Genomic DNA, 15,276 nt, shown 5'->3' with positions numbered 1-15,276 from the left:
TCGGCGTAGGCTCGCGAGGGTGCAGCACCGGATCTTCACCACCAGCGTCGCGGCGGTCTACCCGCACTACGTCTCCAAGGTCGAGCGCAAGGGCCGCACGCAGGCCGAGCTCGACGAGGTGATCACCTGGCTGACCGGGTACGACGAGCAGCAGCTCGGCGAGCACCTCGCCGACGGCACGACGTTCGAGGACTTCTTCGGCCACGCGCACCTCAACCCGGCCGCGTCGCAGATCACCGGGTCGGTCTGCGGGGTCCGGGTCGAGGAGGTCGAGGACCCGCTGATGCAGCAGATCCGCTACCTCGACAAGCTCGTCGACGAGCTGGCCAAGGGCCGCCCGATGGACAAGGTGCTGCGCACCTCCTAGTCCAGCCCTCCACGCAGCTCCGCGGTCGCCGCCGCCAGGCGTGAGACCCGCGCCCAGTCCCCCGCCGCGACCGCGTCCTTGGGCGTGAGCCACGTGCCACCCACGCAACCCACGTTGGGCAGCGCGAGGTACTTCCCCGCCGAGGCCGCGGTGATGCCTCCCGTGGGACAGAAGCGCACCTCCGGGACCGGGCCACCCACGCCGTGCAGGAACGCGGGCCCGCCCGAGGCCTCGGCGGGGAAGAACTTGAGCTCGGTGAAGCCCTGCTCGACCAGGGCCATCACCTCGCTGACCGTCGCCGCGCCGGGCAGGCACGGCAGGCCGGTCTCCGCCACGGCCCCCAGGACCGATGCGGTCGTGCCGGGGGTGACGAGGAACTGTGCCCCCGCCTCCGCGGCGGCCTTGGCGTGCTCGGGTCGCAGCACCGTCCCGACGCCCAGGCAGATGTCGGGCACCTCGGCCGCGATCCGGCGTACGGCCTCGAGGGCGGCGTCGGTGCGCAGGGTGACCTCGATGGTGGTGACGCCACCGGCGAGCAGGGCGTGGGCGAGGGGGACGGCGTCGCCGGCGTCCTCGACCACGACGACGGGGATGACGGGGTCACGGTCGAGGAGGCTCATGCCACGCCCCCGGCCAGCGCGCGCATCCCGTGGAACAGCTCGCGACCGGTGCCCGTCCACTCGGCGTCGCTCAGCGCGCGACCGCCGGAGGGTCGCGCCGCCCACTCCTCGTCGTCGACGTGCACCCGCAGCGACCCCTTGGTCGCGTCGAGGGTGACCAGGTCGCCGTCGCGCACCCGGGCGAGCGGGCCGCCGAGCGCGGCCTCGGGGCTGAGGTGGATCGCGGCCGGGACCTTGCCGGACGCACCGGACATGCGGCCGTCGGTGACCAGCGCGACCTGGTGGCCGCGGTCCATCAGGACCCCGAGCGCCGGCGTCAGCTTGTGCAGCTCGGGCATGCCGTTGGCGGCAGGGCCCTGGTAGCGCAGGACCGCGACGAGGTCACCGTCGAGCGACCCGGCCTGGAACGCGGCGAGGAAGTCGGCCTGGTCGTCGAAGACGCGCGCCGGTGCGGTGACGACCCGGTGCTCGTCGGCGACGGCCGAGGTCTTGACGACCGCGGTGCCGAGGTTGCCCTCGAGCACCTGCAGGCCGCCGTCGTGGGCGAAGGGCTCCGCGACCGGGCGGACCACCGACAGGTCGAGCGACCCGCGCGGCCCGTCGACGTACGTCACCGTGCCGTCGATCCCCTCGACGCCCGCGAGCAGGCGCGGCTCCTCGGTGTAGCGGCGCAGCCCCGGACCCGCGACGGTCAGGACGTCCTCGTGCAGCAGCCCCGCGTCGAGGAGCTCGCGGACGACGAGCCCGACGCCGCCGGCGGCGTGGAACTGGTTGATGTCGGCCTTGCCGTTGGGGTAGACCCGCGCCAGCAGCGGCACGACCGCGGAGAGGTCCGAGAGGTCCTGCCAGGTCAGCGTGATGCCGGCCGCGCGGGCGATCGCGGGCAGGTGGAGCGTGTGGTTCGTCGAGCCACCGGTGGCGAGCAGGGCCACGCAGGCGTTGACGATCGTGCGCTCGTCGACCAGCTCACCGAGGGGCGCGGCGCCCGTGGCGGCCAGGTGGGTCACGAGACGACCCGCCTCGTCGGTCAGGGCGCCGCGCAGCTCGGTGTCGGGGTGCACGAAGCTCGCCCCGGGCAGGTGGAGGCCCATCACCTCCATGAGCAGCTGGTTGGAGTTGGCGGTGCCGTAGAAGGTGCACGTGCCGCGCCCGTGGTAGGAGGCGGCCTCGGCCTCGAGCAGCTCCTCGCGGGTCGCGCGACCCTCGGCGAACAGCTGCCGCACCCGCGCCTTCTCGGCGTTGGGCAGGCCCGACGCCATCGGGCCGGCCGGCACGAGGATCGTCGGCAGGTGGCCGAACGACAGGGCGCCGATCAGCAGGCCGGGCACGATCTTGTCGCAGACACCGAGCATCAGCGCGCCGTCGAACATGTCGTGCGACAGCGCGATCGCGGTCGACATCGCGATCACGTCGCGGCTGAACAGCGAGAGCTGCATGCCGTCGCGGCCCTGGGTGATCCCGTCGCACATCGCCGGCACGCCGCCCGCGACCTGGGCGATGCCGCCGGCCCGGAGGACGGCCTGCTTGAGCTGCCGCGGGTAGGTCTCGAACGGCTGGTGCGCCGAGAGCATGTCGTTGTAGGACGTCACGATCGCGACGTTGGGCTTGGTGGTGCCGCGCAGGTCGGCCTTCTCGGTCGGCTCCGACGCGGCGAACCCGTGCGCCAGGTTGGCGCAGGCGAGCCGGCCGCGCGCGGGGCCGCGGTCGGCGGCGTCGCGGATCCGGGCGAGGTAGGTCAGGCGGTCACGCGCCGAGCGCTCGACGACGCGCCGGGTGACCTCCTCGACGAGGGGGTGCAGGTGGTGGGTCATGAGGTGGCGCTCTCGTGCCAGGCGCGGCCGTCCCGCTCGATGAGCGTGGTCGCGGCGATGGGGCCGGGGGTGCCGGCGGGGTAGGACTTGGGGCGCGTGCGGCCCGGGGACTGCCACGCCGTGAGCAGCGGCTCGAGCCACGTCCACGCGGCCTCGACCTCGTCGCGGCGCATGAAGAGCGTCGTGCTCCCCCGGACGACGTCGGTGAGCAGGCGCTCATAGGCCAGCGGGAGGCGGCCGCCGTACGACTCGGCGTAGGAGAGGTCGAGCGACGCACGACGCAGGCGCATGCCGCCGGGGCCGGGCTCCTTGGTCGTGATGTGCAGCTTCATGCCCTCCTCGGGCTGGAGCTGGATGACCAGGCGGTTGGGTTCCGGGTCGCCGTTGCCGGGGAACATCCGGTGCGGCACGGGCTTGAAGGTGATCACGATCTCCGAGCAGCCGCGGTCCATCCGCTTGCCGGTGCGGAGGTAGAACGGCACGCCGGCCCAGCGCCAGTTGTCGACGTGGGCCTTCATCGCGACGAAGGTCTCGGTGCGCGAGGAGGGGTCGTCGACCTCGGTGAGGTAGGACGGCACGGCCTGGCCGTCGACCAGGCCGGCGGCGTACTGACCGATCACGACGCTGCCGCCGAGGTCCCCCTCGTCGAGCGGGCGGAGGGCCTGCAGGACCTTGAGCTTCTCGTCGCGGACGGTCTCGCGGTCGACGTACGTCGGGGGCTCCATCGCGACCAGGCAGAGCAGCTGGAGCAGGTGGTTCTGCACCATGTCGCGCAGCGCGCCCGCGGAGTCGTAGTAGCCCGCCCGCGCACCGACCCCGAGGGTCTCGGCGACGGTGATCTGCACGTGGTCGATCCAGGTGGAGTTCCACAGCGGCTCGAGGAAGGTGTTGCCGAACCTCGTCACGAGGAGGTTCTGCACGCTCTCCTTGCCGAGGTAGTGGTCGATGCGGAAGATCTGCTGCTCGTCGAAGACCTCGCCGACGGCGTCGTTGATGTCCTGGCTCGAGGCGAGGTCGGAGCCGATCGGCTTCTCGAGCACCACGCGGCTGTCGGCGGTGACCAGGCCGGCCTCGCGCAGGCGTCGGCAGACCGGGCCGAAGAGCGCGGGGGCGATGGCCAGGTAGAACACGCGCACTCGTGAGTCGTCGCCGTCGTCGCCGCCCAGCATCGGGCGGACGACCTCCCAGCCGGCGGGGTCCTGGAAGTCGAGGGAGGCGTAGGAGACGCGCTCGAGGAAGCGGTCGAGGGTCGAGTCGGGGACGTCGACGTCGGCGAGCTCGCCGCGCACCTTGGCGCGGTAGGCCGCGGTGTCGAGGCCGGCGAGGGAGAGGCCGACCACGCGCGAGTCGGGGCTGAGCCGGTCGTCGTCGTCGCAGTGGAGGAGGGCGGGGAGCAGCTTGCGCACCGCCAGGTCGCCGGTGCCACCGATGACGACGAAGTCGCAGGGGCGGGGCGGGGCAGAGATCGGGGTGGTCGGGTCCTGCACGGAGTCTCCCGAAGGGGTGACGGAGGTGGAGCCACCCACGCTAGACGACTTCTGACCGATTCTGTAACCCCTTCTGCTTTTTTTTGTGCGAAGCCTCCGAGGTTCGCACGCCACCCCTGGTTGGATGTCTCCATGCCCGATGCCCCCGGGACCTCCGCCGGAGCCGTCCTCGCCCTCATCCGTGCCGGCGAGGCGACCACGCGCGCCGAGGTCACCCGCCTCACCGGCCTGTCGCGCACGGCGGTCAACGCGCGGGTCGCCGCGCTCCGTGACCTCGGGCTGGTGCTCGAGGGCGAGCTCGGCCCCTCGACCGGCGGGCGGCCGCCCGTGCAGCTGGCCCTCGACACCTCGGCAGGGGTCGTCGGCACGGTCGCGCTCGGCCGGTCGCGGGTGCAGGTCGGCGTCTGCGACCTCGGCGGCACGCTGCTCGGCCACGTCGAGGAGCCGCTCGACGTCACGGTCGGCCCCGACCGGGTGATGGCGCTCGTCGTCGACCGGCTGCGGGCCGTGCTCGCCTCGGTCGGCCGCTCCCCCGAGGACCTGCGCGGCACCGGCTGCAGCATGCCGGGCATCGTGGACCGCGACCGCGGCGCGAGCACGGCCACCCCGCTGCTCCCGAGCTGGGACGGGGTGGCGCTGGCGCCGTACCTCTCCGAGCTGGGCGCAGTCCCCGCCGTCTTCGACAACGACGTCCTCGTGCTCGCGCTGTCCGAGCGCGACGGCCACCTGCGACACCACACCGACCTGATCGCGGTGAAGGCCTCGACCGGCCTCGGCGTCGGCGTCGTCGCCGGCGGCCGCATCCTCCACGGCGGGCGCGGCGCGGCCGGGGAGCTCGGGCACGCCCGCTCCGCAGCAGCCGGCGACCTCCCCTGCCGGTGCGGCGAGCGCGGCTGCCTGGAGACGGTCGCGGCGGGGTGGGCGCTCGTGCAGACGATGAACGAGCAGGGCCGGTCGGTGGGCCACGTCCGCGACCTCGTGGCGCTGGTCCGCTCGGGCGACCCCGTGGCCCGGACGCTGGTCCGCGACGCCGGGCGCCGGGTCGGCGAGGTCCTCGCCACCGCGGTGACGCTGCTCAACCCGACGGCCGTCGTGATCGGCGGCGACATGGCGCCGGCCTACGACACGTTCGCCGCCGGCCTGCGCGAGACCCTCTACGCCAACGCGACCGCCTTCGCCACCAAGGACCTCGCGATCCTCGAGTCCACGCACGGCGAGATGGCCGGGCTCGTCGGCTCGGGGCTCCTCGCGCTCGAGCACGTCCTCAGCCCGGCGTACGTCGACCGCCGCCTCGCCCACGCCGCGGGCTGACCGCGTCGCTCAGCCCGGGAAGCGCGCCACCGTGAGCCCGAGCGACCCCGCGAGCCGGGTCGCCTCGTCGCGCAGGCCCGCCGAGTCCCCGTCACCCTGACGCTCCAGCACCCACGCCAGCCGGGTCAGCGACCTGACCAGGAACGGCACGGCGCCGAGGGCGCGGTTGCGCGCCACCGCGTCCGCGAGGTCGGTCCGGGCCCGGTCGAGGTCACCTGCCAGCGCGGCCGCGGTGCCGGTGTAGAGCGTGCCGGCCCCCAGGCACACGGCCCCCGGGGCGAAGACGACCACCGCTCCGGCGTACGACGACAGGCGCGCGAGCAGCGCACCCGCCTGTCCGCGGTCCCCCGCCACCGCGAGGACCTCGGTCGCGAGCACGAGCGGCGAGACCGAGATGGGGTCGTCACCGATGAGGCTCAGGTCGGGTCCGAGCGTCTCGTCGAGGATGCGGTGGGCCGTGGCGGCGTCGCCGGCCTGCGCGTGGGCGAGCGCCCGCACGACCTGCATGCCGGGGTGGTGTGTGTAGCTCTGGGCATCGAGGTCCGCGGCAGCGTGGCCGAGGAGCCCGCGCTCCCACGCGACGATGCCCGACACCGTGCCCTGGCTGAGCATCGCGGTCGCGGCCGCCTGCCCGTGCGCCCCGTCGAGTCGGGCCTGCAGCTCGGCCGAGGTGGCCTCCGCACCGGCGAGGTCGCCGCTCATCAGGGCACGCATCGCGCGCCACCACACCACGAGCAGCGCGAAGTCGGGGTCGCGGAGGCGCTCGACCTCCGCCGCGAGGGCCGCGACCTCCGCGTCGCTCCCGGCGAGGTCCCCGGCCTCGAGCAACGCCGTGCCGAGCAGGTGCCGAGCGGCCAGGCGACTCTGGACGTGGCGGCCGGCCAGTGACACCAGCTCGCGGGCGACCGCGAGCCGCTCGGGCACGTGGGCGGGCGTCCACAGCGTGGCCCACCGGGCCGTCAGCGCGCGGGTGCGGTGGTCGGCGTCGAGCCCGTGGGCGTCCCCCAGCGCGCGCTCCGCGAGCTCGGGGTCGGGCCGCCCGGTGACGGCGAGCTGGGTGGCGAGCGCCGACCGCAGCGACACGAGGTCAGCCGCTGCGTCGCCCTCGATCGTCTTGCCGGCAAGGGCATCGAGGGTCCGTCGGAGCCAGCGGACCGTCCGGTCGGGGTCACCGGTGACCGGGGCGAGCATCGTCCAGTAGCCCGCGACCTCGCCGTCGGCGGCCATCGCCAGGGCGGCGCGGGCGAGCAGGGCGTGGTCGCCGCGCGCATCGGCGGCCTCGGCGGTCGCGATGAGGACCTCGCGGCTCTCGTCGAGCCGGCCGAGCCGGGCCAGGGCGATGCCCCGCAGCAGCGTCACCCGGTCGAGGAGCTCGGCCGGGACGGTCACACCCGAGGCCACCAGGGCGGCGTGGTCGAGCAGCTCGAGGGCGGGCTGCGGGGCGAGCTCGGCGAGGTCCTGCTCGGCGGCGGCCACGGCAGCGTCGACCCCGGCGGGGTCACGGGCGCGCAGGAGGTGGTGGGCGAGGACCCCGGCCGGCGGCTGCTCGCGCTCGGCCAGCGCGGCGGCAGCGCGTCCGTGGAGGGAGGCCGCGCGTGCGCCGGACAGGTCGGCGCGGGCGGCCTCGTGGGTCAGCGCGTGGGCGAACCGCAGACGACCCGGCAGCGGCTCGACCAGCAGCCCCGCCGAGAGGGACGCCTCGACCGCGGCGACCGTCTCGTCCGGTCCGAGGTCCACCATGGCCGCGGCGGTGCGCTCGGCGAAGTCGCGACCGAGCACGGCCCCCGCCGCGAGCAGGTCCCGCGCCCGCTCGGGCAGCACGGAGGTGCGCAGCCGGAGCACGTCGCGCACGGCCACGGGGACGCCCGCGCGCAGGCGCCCGTCGGCGTCGAGCAGCCGGGCCAGCTCGCGGGCGAGGAACGGGTTGCCGCCGCTGCGCTCCCCGATCTCCTCCACCGCCTCCGCGGGCGGCGCGGCGCCGGCGACCTCACGGACGGCCGCGGCGATGGCGTCCGCGTCCAGGGCCGCGAGGTCGACCCGAGTGGCGTGCGGGTGACGGCCGAGCGCACCGAGCACGCGGGTCAGGCGCGCGTCGACGGAGGGTCCGCGGGCGGTGAGCACGAGCAGCACCCGGGCGCCGCGCACCTCGGCCAGCACGAGCTCGAGCAGCTCCAGCGACGGCGCGTCGGCCCAGTGGAGGTCTTCCAGCACGACCACGACGGGCTGCTGGGCCGCATCGGCACGCAGGCGGTCGGCCAGCGCCAGGGCCTGCTCGAAGCGGGACTCGCCGACCTCTGCGGAGCCGGTGCCCGCGGGGCCCGGCGCGCCGCCGAGACGGGAGAGCACCTGCCGCCAGGGCCAGTACGCCGGCGTCCCCTCCAGGTCCGAGCACCGGCCGGTGAGCACGCGGACGTCCCTCAGCGTCCCGAGGAGCCCCTCGACCAGCCGGGTCTTGCCGATCCCGGCCTCGCCGGTGACCAGCACGACCGAGGTCGTGCCCCCGAGGGCCCGCTCGGCGGCGGCCGTCAGCGCGGCCAGCTCGCCGGTCCGGCCGGGCACCGCGTCCACGGGGTCGCTCGTCGCTGTCGTCGCCGGACCGGAGGGCGCCGTCGCGAGCGGGCTCGCCGGCGCGGCCCGGAGCAGGGCGTCGTCCTGCCGCAGGACCGCGACCTCGAGCTCGCGCAGCTCGGCGCCGGGGTCGAGCCCGAGCTCCTCCCCCAGGTGCCGGCGGGTCTCCCGGGCGACGGCGAGCGCCTCGGCCTGGCGACCGCTGCGGTAGAGCGCACGCATCAGCAGCGCCGCGGTCCGCTCACGCAGGGGGTGGTCGGCGAGGAGGCGCTGCAGCCGCGGCACGAGGCGGGCGGGGTCCTCAGCGCTCGCCAGGGCCAGGTCGGCGTGCAGCTCCTCCGCGGCGAGCCGCTCCTCCTCCAGGGCGCGCAGCACGGGTGCGGCCCAGGCGGCGTCGGCGACGTCGGCGAGGGCGGGCCCGCGCCACAACGTGAGGGCCTCGCGCACCGCCGCCGGGTCGCCCGAGGCCCTGGCGGCCGCGACGCCGCGGCGGAAGTCGGCGAGGTCGACGGCGTCGTCCGGCACCGCGAGGCTGTAGCCCAGCGGGTGGGTCACCAGCACCTGCGCGGGCTGCCTGGCCGCACGGCCGGGCTCGAGCGCGCGACGCAGCCCCGCGACGTACCCCTGCAGCGTGTTGGCCGCCGTCGCCGGCGGCCGGCCGTCCCACAGCTGCTCGACCAGCGTGTCGGCCGGCACCACGGTGCGCGGCCGCACCAGCAGCAGGGAGAGCAGCTCGACGTGGCGGCGGGGCCCGAGGTCGACCGGGACACCGTCGCGGCGCACCTCGAGGGGTCCGAGCAGCGCGAAGCTCAGCACGACCGGCCCGTCCCGGTCGCCGTCCCAGTGACGTCCCAGTGGGCTCCCAGCGCGAGGCGTGACGGTGGGGCCATGGACGAGCAGGCAGCAGCGAGCAACTGGCTCCCGGACACCGATCCACGCATGGCCGGGTCACCCTATCCGGCTCGGCCGGCCCGCGCGGGCGACCGACTGCTGGTCTCGGGCGACCGGACGCAAGGTCGTCTCGCCGTGCTCGTGCGCGAGCTCGCGGCGGGCGCGGAGGTCCCGCCCCGCCGGCACACCGACGACGACGTCGTCTACGTGGTGCTCGAGGGCGAGGTCGCGGTCGCGGGTGCCGACGGCGAGCAGGTCGTCGGCGCCTCGGCGGTGCTGCACGTGCCGCCCGGCACGAGCCACCGCTACCGCGCGCTCACCGACTCCGTCGTCCTCGTCCTCGTCGCCCCCGCCGGGGCCGAGCACCTCCTGCTGCACGAGGACCGTCTCGCCGCCGAGGACCCGGGCCTGCTGCTCGCCCTGGCCCAGGAGCACCGCGTCGCGCTGCTGCCAGGCCTCCTCCCCTGACCCACCGCTCCTCACTTCTCATCAGACAGACAAGAAAGGCACGACCATGACCCAGCTCGACACCGCCCGCCACGAGACGCCGGCCTCGCCGCGCTCGGACGCCACCCGCGAGGTGGCGGTCTTCCTCGGCACGACGTTCTCCCTGCTCGCGCTCAGCACCACCGCCGGCCTGGCCGAGGGCGTGGACGTGCGGCACATCGAGGACGCCAGCGCCCTGGGCCAGCTCTCGATGTACGGCCAGGCGCTCTTCCCCACCATCGGTGCCCTGGTCGCCCGCGCCACCACGCCCCGCGGCCGACGAGCGCCGCTCGGCTTCCGTCGCCCACCGGCCCGCACGCTCGCGATCGCGTGGGCGGTCGGCCTGCTGCCGACGGTCCTGGCAGGCGTCCTCGTGTGGACCTTCGGACTGGCCGGCTTCGACGGCGGCGAGCTCGGCCTGCTGGCGGTGCTCGGCTGCACGGTCCTCGGCCTGCCGTACGTCGTCCTCGCGCTCGGCGAGGACCTCGGCTGGCGAGGCCTGATGACCACCCGCCTCGCGGAGGTCGCCGGACCGCGCACGGTCGTGCTCGCCACCGGCCTGGTCTGGGGGATGTTCCACTGGCCGCTCATGCTGTTCCTCGGTGGCACACCGGCCGGGACGCCCCTGTGGTTCGCCCTCACGTCGTTCACGATCGGCACCGCCGCGCTGGGCGCGATCCTCGCGAGCATGCAGCTGCGGTGGGGCATCTGGCCGGGTCTGGTGGTGCACGCGATGGTCAACGCCGGGCTCTACCACGTGGTCGGCCCGCTCACCACGGACACCGAGCACAGCGGCTGGTTCGCCGGCGAGGTCGGCCTGTTCCAGAACCTCCTCCTGGTCCTGGCCGCCGTCGCCTGGTGGCGGTTCGCACCCCTCCGTCGTACGCCGAACGGCCGCACGGCGGCCTGACCCGGGCGGCGGCGCTCCGCAGGGCAGACTGGCGCGATGACGGTGTACGTCGCCTGGACCTCGGCCGACCTCCACGAGCTCGACCCCGCCACCGACCTGGCCGGGCCCTGGCGGGAGGTCGTGGTCGCCGCCGGCGGGCTGGCCTTCGTGGACTCCGACGACACGCTGTCGGCGGTCTACCACGAGCTCAAGTGGGCCCTGCCCGACGGCGTCGCCCTCACCGTCGCTCCCGTCGCCGACCTGCCGAAGGCCAAGGGCCTGGCACCGGGGATCAACAGCTGGCTCCGGGCCCGGTTCCGCGCCGACGACCCTCGCCACTGAGAGCGACCGGTGCCAGCTGCCGCCGCACCACCCTCCTCCGCACGGTGGGCCAGGCCACCACCTCGTAGCCGGCCTCGAGGAACACCTGCACCAGCCCGACCGAGGCCTCGTCCCAGATCACCCTCCCGCCGGGCGGCGGCTCGATCGGGTAGCCCTCCAGGACGCGGGCGCCGACCTGCTCGCCGTACTCGACCGTGGCGCCGGCGAGCTCGTACATCAGTCCCGTCCGGCGCCAGCCCTGGCGCACGACGAAGCACACGACCGACCAGACGCGCTCGAGGTCGGGGTCCGTCCGCATCCACGCCTGCTTCCGGCTCCACAGCCTGGGGTAGTTCTCCCGCGGCTCGACCGCGACCCAGCCGGCCGCCTCACCGTCGACGTAGCCGACCAGGCCCGACGTCGGCCCGCTGGTGCCGCAGGCGGTCTGCTCCAGCAGGGCGGCGTCCCGTTCCTCCTGGGTGGTGTCGCGCCAGATCCAGCCCGGAACCTTCAGCGCCTGGCACCGGCACTTGTGCGCTCCCCCGGTCGCGAAGACCGCCTCGACGTCCTCCGTCGCTGCCTGGTTGGCCGGAAGCCAGGTGAAGTGGCTCATGCAGCGAACCTAGTCGCCAGCCACGCCTGCGAGGTCGACCCTCGACCTGACGGGGCCAACGCTCGACCTGACGGGTTACCGTCGGCGGTGGAAGCGGACGTCTCCGTTGGGGAGTCGTTCGGCTCTCCATCGGGTCTCTTGGTGGATGCGGTGGTGGTGATGGGAGCAGAGCAGGACCCCGTCGTCGAGGTCGCTGTCGCCGAGCTTGCCCCAGGGGATCCAGTGGTGGGCTTCTGCCCAGGTGCCGGGGATGGTGCAGCCCTCGGCGCGGCAGGTGCGGTCGCGCAGCAGCATCGCGCGTTGCTGGGCGGGGGAGAACAGCCGTCGGTCGCGGCCGAGGTCGAGGATCTCGGACTTCCCACCGAGGACGACGGGCAGGATGCGGGCGTTGCAGGCCAGACGGCGGACCTCGGAGGCGGAGATCCGGTCGACCGCGGTCTCCGCGCTGGGGGTGCCGGGGATCGCGGCGGTGGTCAGGATGGTGCCGGCGGCGAGCTTCTTGCAGATGTCCTCAAGACCGATGGTGATCTGCAGCAGGGTCTGGTCGCCTCCGTGGCGGGGCAGTGCGGCTGGGTCGAGGGACTCCAGCAGCGCACAGAAGGCCTTGCCCAGCGTGCGGCCGCGTGGGAGTCGTTCGACCGGGTCGGGGTGCGGGCCGCTCAGGGAGGTGGCCGGCTCAGCCTGGTCGGTCTGTCCCGAGCCGGCCTCTGCCGAGCAGGGGCCGTCGGGGCCGCCGGGGCCGCCGGGGCCGTCGGTGGTCTCGGTGGTCTCGGTGCGGTGGTGGTGCTGGCGGGGGTTGGTGTAGGCGTCGAGGAGCACCGCGAGGCGTGTGCCGCCGAGCTTGTCCAGGACGAAGCTGCCGCGGATGGTGCCGTCGGCGTGGTGGCGCACGGTGAGCCTGATCTTGTCCTCGACGTCGGCCTCCTCTGCCTCCAGGCGCAGGGCCTCGATCTCATCGGCGAGATCGGGGGCGACCACGGTCACAATCCGCGCACCGAGGGCGGCCAGCTGGCGGGGACCGTGGTCGGTGGCCAGCTCCACCAGGGCGGTCTGCGCCTCGGCCAGGACGTCGGCCTCGACCCACGGGGCCAGCGCGGTCAGCGATCGGGCGATCACCCGGGCCTGGGCCAGGCAGAGGTCCCCGGCACGCATCGCCTCGGCGACCTGGGTCCAGCGGCGGTCCAGGGCCACGGCGAGGGCTGCCTCGACCTTCGCGGTCGCGGGGTCGGTGCGCGTCTGGTGGGCGTACCAGCCGCCGACGTCACGGGCCGCTGCGTCCGCGGCGACGTCGTCGGCATCGGCCATGATCCGCATCCGCAGCTCGACCATCCGGGCCTCGGCCCGAGCCAGCCGCGTCAGGGCCTCCGCCTTGGTCTCGGTGCGCATGAACGAGGGGTTGACCTGCACGACCGACCCCAGCGCGCCCTCGATCGCCTCCAGTGCGGCCAGCACCGGATGCTCCGGCACACCAGACGGCGACGACTCCAGCGACGACTCGGTCACGGTGCGGGCTCCTCTTCACGGATCGACGACGAAGCACGACACGCAGGCAGGCGCATCGGCTGGTCGCCACTCCGGGGACCCCGATCACTTCCGGGGCAAGATCACCATTCGGACCCTCGCAGCTCGAGCCCCTCCCCCTCGAGATGGCGCAGGTGGTCCGCTCTGACGGCGGCGTCTGGCTCGAGATCTCCGGGCTCTGCCCTCAGTCTACCCCACCCCTGCTGATATACACACACCAGTTCGAATCCTGTGGAGACGTGGAGGCGAGGTCAGGGGGGAGCCCCTCAGCCGGCAGGACCCACGTCGAGCCCGAACGCCTTGGCCAGGTCGGGGGCGTCGGCGGCCCCGCGCAGGTGGGGCACGCCCAGCACGTCGTCGTACAGCCGGGTGAGGCTGTAGTGCGTCAACGGGGTCGAGACCACCTTGCCGTCCAGGCCGGGGTGGAAGACGGCCGTGAGGACCTTGTTGTCCTGGTGGTGGTCGTCCTCGTCGGCGGTGACGACGACGGCCAGGCGACCCGACTCGAAGTCGCGGCCGGACATCACCAGGCCGAGCTGCTCCTCCATCCACGCGTCGGCGTCGGAGAGGTCGCAGTCGGCGTCGTGGGCGTCGTGGCAGAGGTTGGGGACGAGCAGGCCGGCGTCGGGCAGGTGGCCCGCCTCCACGTCGGGGGACAGCTGGTCGAGGCTGACGTCGTCGACCGAGCAGGCGTCGCGCTCGTCGACGAAGTAGGCCCACGGGTTGTGCTTGACCGCGTAGCGGTCGCCGCCGTCCGTCAGCGCGCACGAGCTCGTCATCCCCTCGGCGTAGACCCGAGCCGTGTGCCCGGAGGCGAGCGCCTGGCCGAACACCGACCGCCCGTGGACGACGTGCTCGGACGGCGGCCCGTCGTCGGTGACGCCGAACGTGTCACCGCCGACGATGCCGAGGTAGTTGGGCTCCGAGGGGTGCGTGAGGGCGGTGTAGCCGGTCGCGTAGCCGTACTTCTTCGCCAGCCCGAACGTGTAGGGCAGGTCGCGGCGCATCTGGTCGAGCGAGTGGTTCTCGACCACGACGACGAGCAGCTTGGTCACCCGGGCCGCGTGAGCGCCCGGGCTCACCGACGGCGTCGCCGGAGCACCGCCCGAGCATGCGGCGAGGAGCGGACCGACCAGGAGGGCCGCGAGCGTGGACCTGGCACGACGACCGATCACGACACCTCCGACGGACCACCACGGGCAGGACCCCGCCAGTCTGCCCGGCGAGACCTGACCGGAACCTGATCGCCACCCGGCAGGATCGGCGGGTGACCAGCCTGCCGATCGACCTCGCGTTCCACGGTTCCCCCGAGCAGCTCCCCGCGTTCGCGGCCGCGGTCCCCGGACGCCGGCGTCTGGGTGGCCGAGGCCAGCCACGACCCGTTCGTCGCCCTCGCGCTGGCGACCACCACGACCAGCCGCGTGCGCCTGGGGACGTCGGTGGCGCTCGCCTTCGCGCGCACGCCGATGGCCACGGCCTACTCGGCGTACGACGTGCACCGGCTCAGCGGGGGCCGTCTCGTCCTCGGGCTGGGGCCGCAGATCAAGCCGCACATCACCCGGCGCTACTCGATGCCGTGGTCGCGCCCCGCCGCGCGCATGGCGGAGTACGTCGAGGCGCTGCGCGCGATCTTCACCGCCTGGCAGACCGGGGAGCGACTGGACTTCCGCGGCGAGTTCTACTCCCACACGCTGATGCCGCCGCTGTTCGACCCCGGGCCGCTGGGGTACGACGCCCCGCCGGTCTGGCTGGCCGGCGTCGGTCCGCGGATGGTCGAGACGGCCGGCCGGGTCGCGGACGGCTTCATCGGGCACCCGCTGGTCTCGCGCTCGTTCCTGCAGGACGAGCTCCTGCCGAGGCTCCGAGCGGGCAGGGCGTCGTCGGACCGGGCCGGGGACCTGGCCGTCACCACCATGGCCGTGGTCGCGGTGGGGCGGACCGAGGAGGAGCTCGCCGAGGCGACCGCGGCCGCGCGGCGGCAGCTGGGCTTCTACGCCAGCACGCCGGCGTACCGTCCGGTGCTCGACCACCACGGCTGGGGTGAGCTGCACGAGGAGGCGCACCGCGCGACGTTGCAGGGGCAGTGGGACGACCTCGCAGCGATGGTGGACGACGAGGTGCTCGACACCTTCGCGGTCCGCGGCGACCCCGTGACCGTGCGCACCGCCCTCACCGAGCGGTTCGGCGACCTGGTCGACCGGGTGACGCTCTCGGTGCCGCACGCCGCCGACCCGCTGCTGCCGCTGGACGTCCTGGCCCAGGGGTGAGGGACTCGCCGCTTCCGGGACCTCCGACACCCTTCGGGCAGACGACGTCCCGGGTTGCCCCGTAGTGCGGCGCCCGCGCCCGACCGTGTGGAAACATCGCGAGCACCCCCGACCTCGACATCCC

The 15,276-nt window shown here is 74.5% G+C and carries 13 protein-coding genes; 6 read left to right on the top strand and 7 right to left on the bottom strand.

The features are described 5' to 3' along the window. The first annotated feature begins 19 nt into the window (after nucleotides 1-19). Nucleotides 20-367 carry a DUF2200 domain-containing protein gene (locus J2S63_RS14405; RefSeq protein ID WP_310303573.1) on the top strand — a complete coding sequence of 116 codons (348 nt, stop codon included), beginning with the start codon at nucleotides 20-22 and terminating at the stop codon, nucleotides 365-367. Here J2S63_RS14405 and eda read toward each other — a convergent pair. Genes eda through zwf form a run of 3 tightly spaced genes read right to left on the bottom strand, consistent with a single transcriptional unit; the run spans nucleotide 364 to nucleotide 4,285 of the window. Further along, entirely contained in the window at nucleotides 364-987 is a 624-nt protein-coding gene (gene eda, locus J2S63_RS14400) for a bifunctional 4-hydroxy-2-oxoglutarate aldolase/2-dehydro-3-deoxy-phosphogluconate aldolase (protein ID WP_310303571.1), read from the bottom strand. The genes J2S63_RS14405 and eda overlap by 4 nt on opposite strands. Beyond that, nucleotides 984-2,798, bottom strand: coding sequence for a phosphogluconate dehydratase (edd, locus tag J2S63_RS14395; protein WP_310303569.1), 1,815 nt, complete (start codon nucleotides 2,796-2,798; stop codon nucleotides 984-986). Before edd ends, eda begins: the two co-directional genes overlap by 4 nt. Then, nucleotides 2,795-4,285 (bottom strand): glucose-6-phosphate dehydrogenase, encoded by a 1,491-nt coding sequence (gene zwf, locus J2S63_RS14390; protein ID WP_310303567.1) that lies wholly within the window; start codon nucleotides 4,283-4,285, stop codon nucleotides 2,795-2,797. Before zwf ends, edd begins: the two co-directional genes overlap by 4 nt. A gap of 132 nt (nucleotides 4,286-4,417) precedes the next feature. Here zwf and J2S63_RS14385 point away from each other — a divergent pair, with 132 nt between their 5' ends. Beyond that, nucleotides 4,418-5,596 carry an ROK family transcriptional regulator gene (locus J2S63_RS14385; protein ID WP_310303566.1) on the top strand — a complete coding sequence of 393 codons (1,179 nt, stop codon included), beginning with the start codon at nucleotides 4,418-4,420 and terminating at the stop codon, nucleotides 5,594-5,596. A 9-nt stretch (nucleotides 5,597-5,605) separates the two neighbouring features. Here the strand turns inward: J2S63_RS14385 and J2S63_RS14380 are convergent, their stop codons facing one another. Next, complete coding sequence (locus J2S63_RS14380) at nucleotides 5,606-8,980, bottom strand: ATP-binding protein (RefSeq protein WP_310303564.1); 3,375 nt, start codon at nucleotides 8,978-8,980, stop codon at nucleotides 5,606-5,608. 72 nt (nucleotides 8,981-9,052) lie between these two features. On the opposite strand from J2S63_RS14380, the gene J2S63_RS14375 reads away from it, so the two are divergent. From J2S63_RS14375 to J2S63_RS14365, 3 genes are read left to right on the top strand one after another with little or no spacing between them, the layout of a single operon-like run. Beyond that, the gene (locus J2S63_RS14375) at nucleotides 9,053-9,523 is read left to right on the top strand and encodes a cupin domain-containing protein (protein ID WP_310303562.1); all 471 of its coding nucleotides are present in this window, start codon (nucleotides 9,053-9,055) and stop codon (nucleotides 9,521-9,523) included. Nucleotides 9,524-9,569: 46 nt separating this feature from the next. Beyond that, nucleotides 9,570-10,451 carry a CPBP family intramembrane glutamic endopeptidase gene (locus J2S63_RS14370; protein ID WP_310303560.1) on the top strand — a complete coding sequence of 294 codons (882 nt, stop codon included), beginning with the start codon at nucleotides 9,570-9,572 and terminating at the stop codon, nucleotides 10,449-10,451. A gap of 36 nt (nucleotides 10,452-10,487) precedes the next feature. Continuing rightward, nucleotides 10,488-10,772: a hypothetical protein gene (locus tag J2S63_RS14365; protein WP_310303558.1), complete on the top strand. Its 285-nt coding sequence runs from the start codon at nucleotides 10,488-10,490 to the stop codon at nucleotides 10,770-10,772. Here J2S63_RS14365 and J2S63_RS14360 read toward each other — a convergent pair. The 3 genes from J2S63_RS14360 to J2S63_RS14350 all read right to left on the bottom strand — a co-directional run bounded on the left by J2S63_RS14360 (nucleotide 10,723) and on the right by J2S63_RS14350 (nucleotide 14,060). Then, nucleotides 10,723-11,364, bottom strand: a complete 642-nt coding sequence (locus J2S63_RS14360) for a GNAT family N-acetyltransferase (RefSeq protein ID WP_310303556.1) — start codon at nucleotides 11,362-11,364, stop codon at nucleotides 10,723-10,725. The genes J2S63_RS14365 and J2S63_RS14360 overlap by 50 nt on opposite strands. Before the next feature lie 75 nt (nucleotides 11,365-11,439). Then, nucleotides 11,440-12,867, bottom strand: a complete 1,428-nt coding sequence (locus J2S63_RS14355) for an HNH endonuclease signature motif containing protein (RefSeq protein WP_310303554.1) — start codon at nucleotides 12,865-12,867, stop codon at nucleotides 11,440-11,442. Nucleotides 12,868-13,151: 284 nt separating this feature from the next. Next, nucleotides 13,152-14,060, bottom strand: a complete 909-nt coding sequence (locus J2S63_RS14350; RefSeq protein ID WP_310303552.1) for an alkaline phosphatase family protein — start codon at nucleotides 14,058-14,060, stop codon at nucleotides 13,152-13,154. 183 nt (nucleotides 14,061-14,243) lie between these two features. Between J2S63_RS14350 and J2S63_RS14345 the strand changes: the two genes are divergently transcribed. Continuing rightward, complete coding sequence (locus J2S63_RS14345; RefSeq protein WP_310303550.1) at nucleotides 14,244-15,152, top strand: TIGR03617 family F420-dependent LLM class oxidoreductase; 909 nt, start codon at nucleotides 14,244-14,246, stop codon at nucleotides 15,150-15,152. Nucleotides 15,153-15,276 lie beyond the last annotated feature (124 nt).

Origin of the sequence: Nocardioides marmoribigeumensis (genome assembly GCF_031458325.1) — a bacterium.
Lineage (GTDB): Bacteria > Actinomycetota > Actinomycetes > Propionibacteriales > Nocardioidaceae > Marmoricola_A > Marmoricola_A marmoribigeumensis.
The sequence above is the reverse complement of the archived record's forward strand: the minus strand, read 5'-3'. Positions and strand labels throughout refer to the sequence as shown.

Excerpts from the sequence above, each read along its gene's own strand:
- eda (WP_310303571.1), bottom strand. The coding sequence starts at position 987 with ATGAGCCTCCTCGACCGTGACCCCGTCATCCCCGTCGTCGTGGTCGAG.
- edd (WP_310303569.1), bottom strand. The coding sequence starts at position 2,798 with ATGACCCACCACCTGCACCCCCTCGTCGAGGAGGTCACCCGGCGCGTC.
- J2S63_RS14385 (WP_310303566.1), top strand. The coding sequence starts at position 4,418 with ATGCCCGATGCCCCCGGGACCTCCGCCGGAGCCGTCCTCGCCCTCATC.
- J2S63_RS14375 (WP_310303562.1), top strand. The coding sequence starts at position 9,053 with ATGGACGAGCAGGCAGCAGCGAGCAACTGGCTCCCGGACACCGATCCA.
- J2S63_RS14370 (WP_310303560.1), top strand. The coding sequence starts at position 9,570 with ATGACCCAGCTCGACACCGCCCGCCACGAGACGCCGGCCTCGCCGCGC.
- J2S63_RS14365 (WP_310303558.1), top strand. The coding sequence starts at position 10,488 with ATGACGGTGTACGTCGCCTGGACCTCGGCCGACCTCCACGAGCTCGAC.
- J2S63_RS14360 (WP_310303556.1), bottom strand. The coding sequence starts at position 11,364 with ATGAGCCACTTCACCTGGCTTCCGGCCAACCAGGCAGCGACGGAGGAC.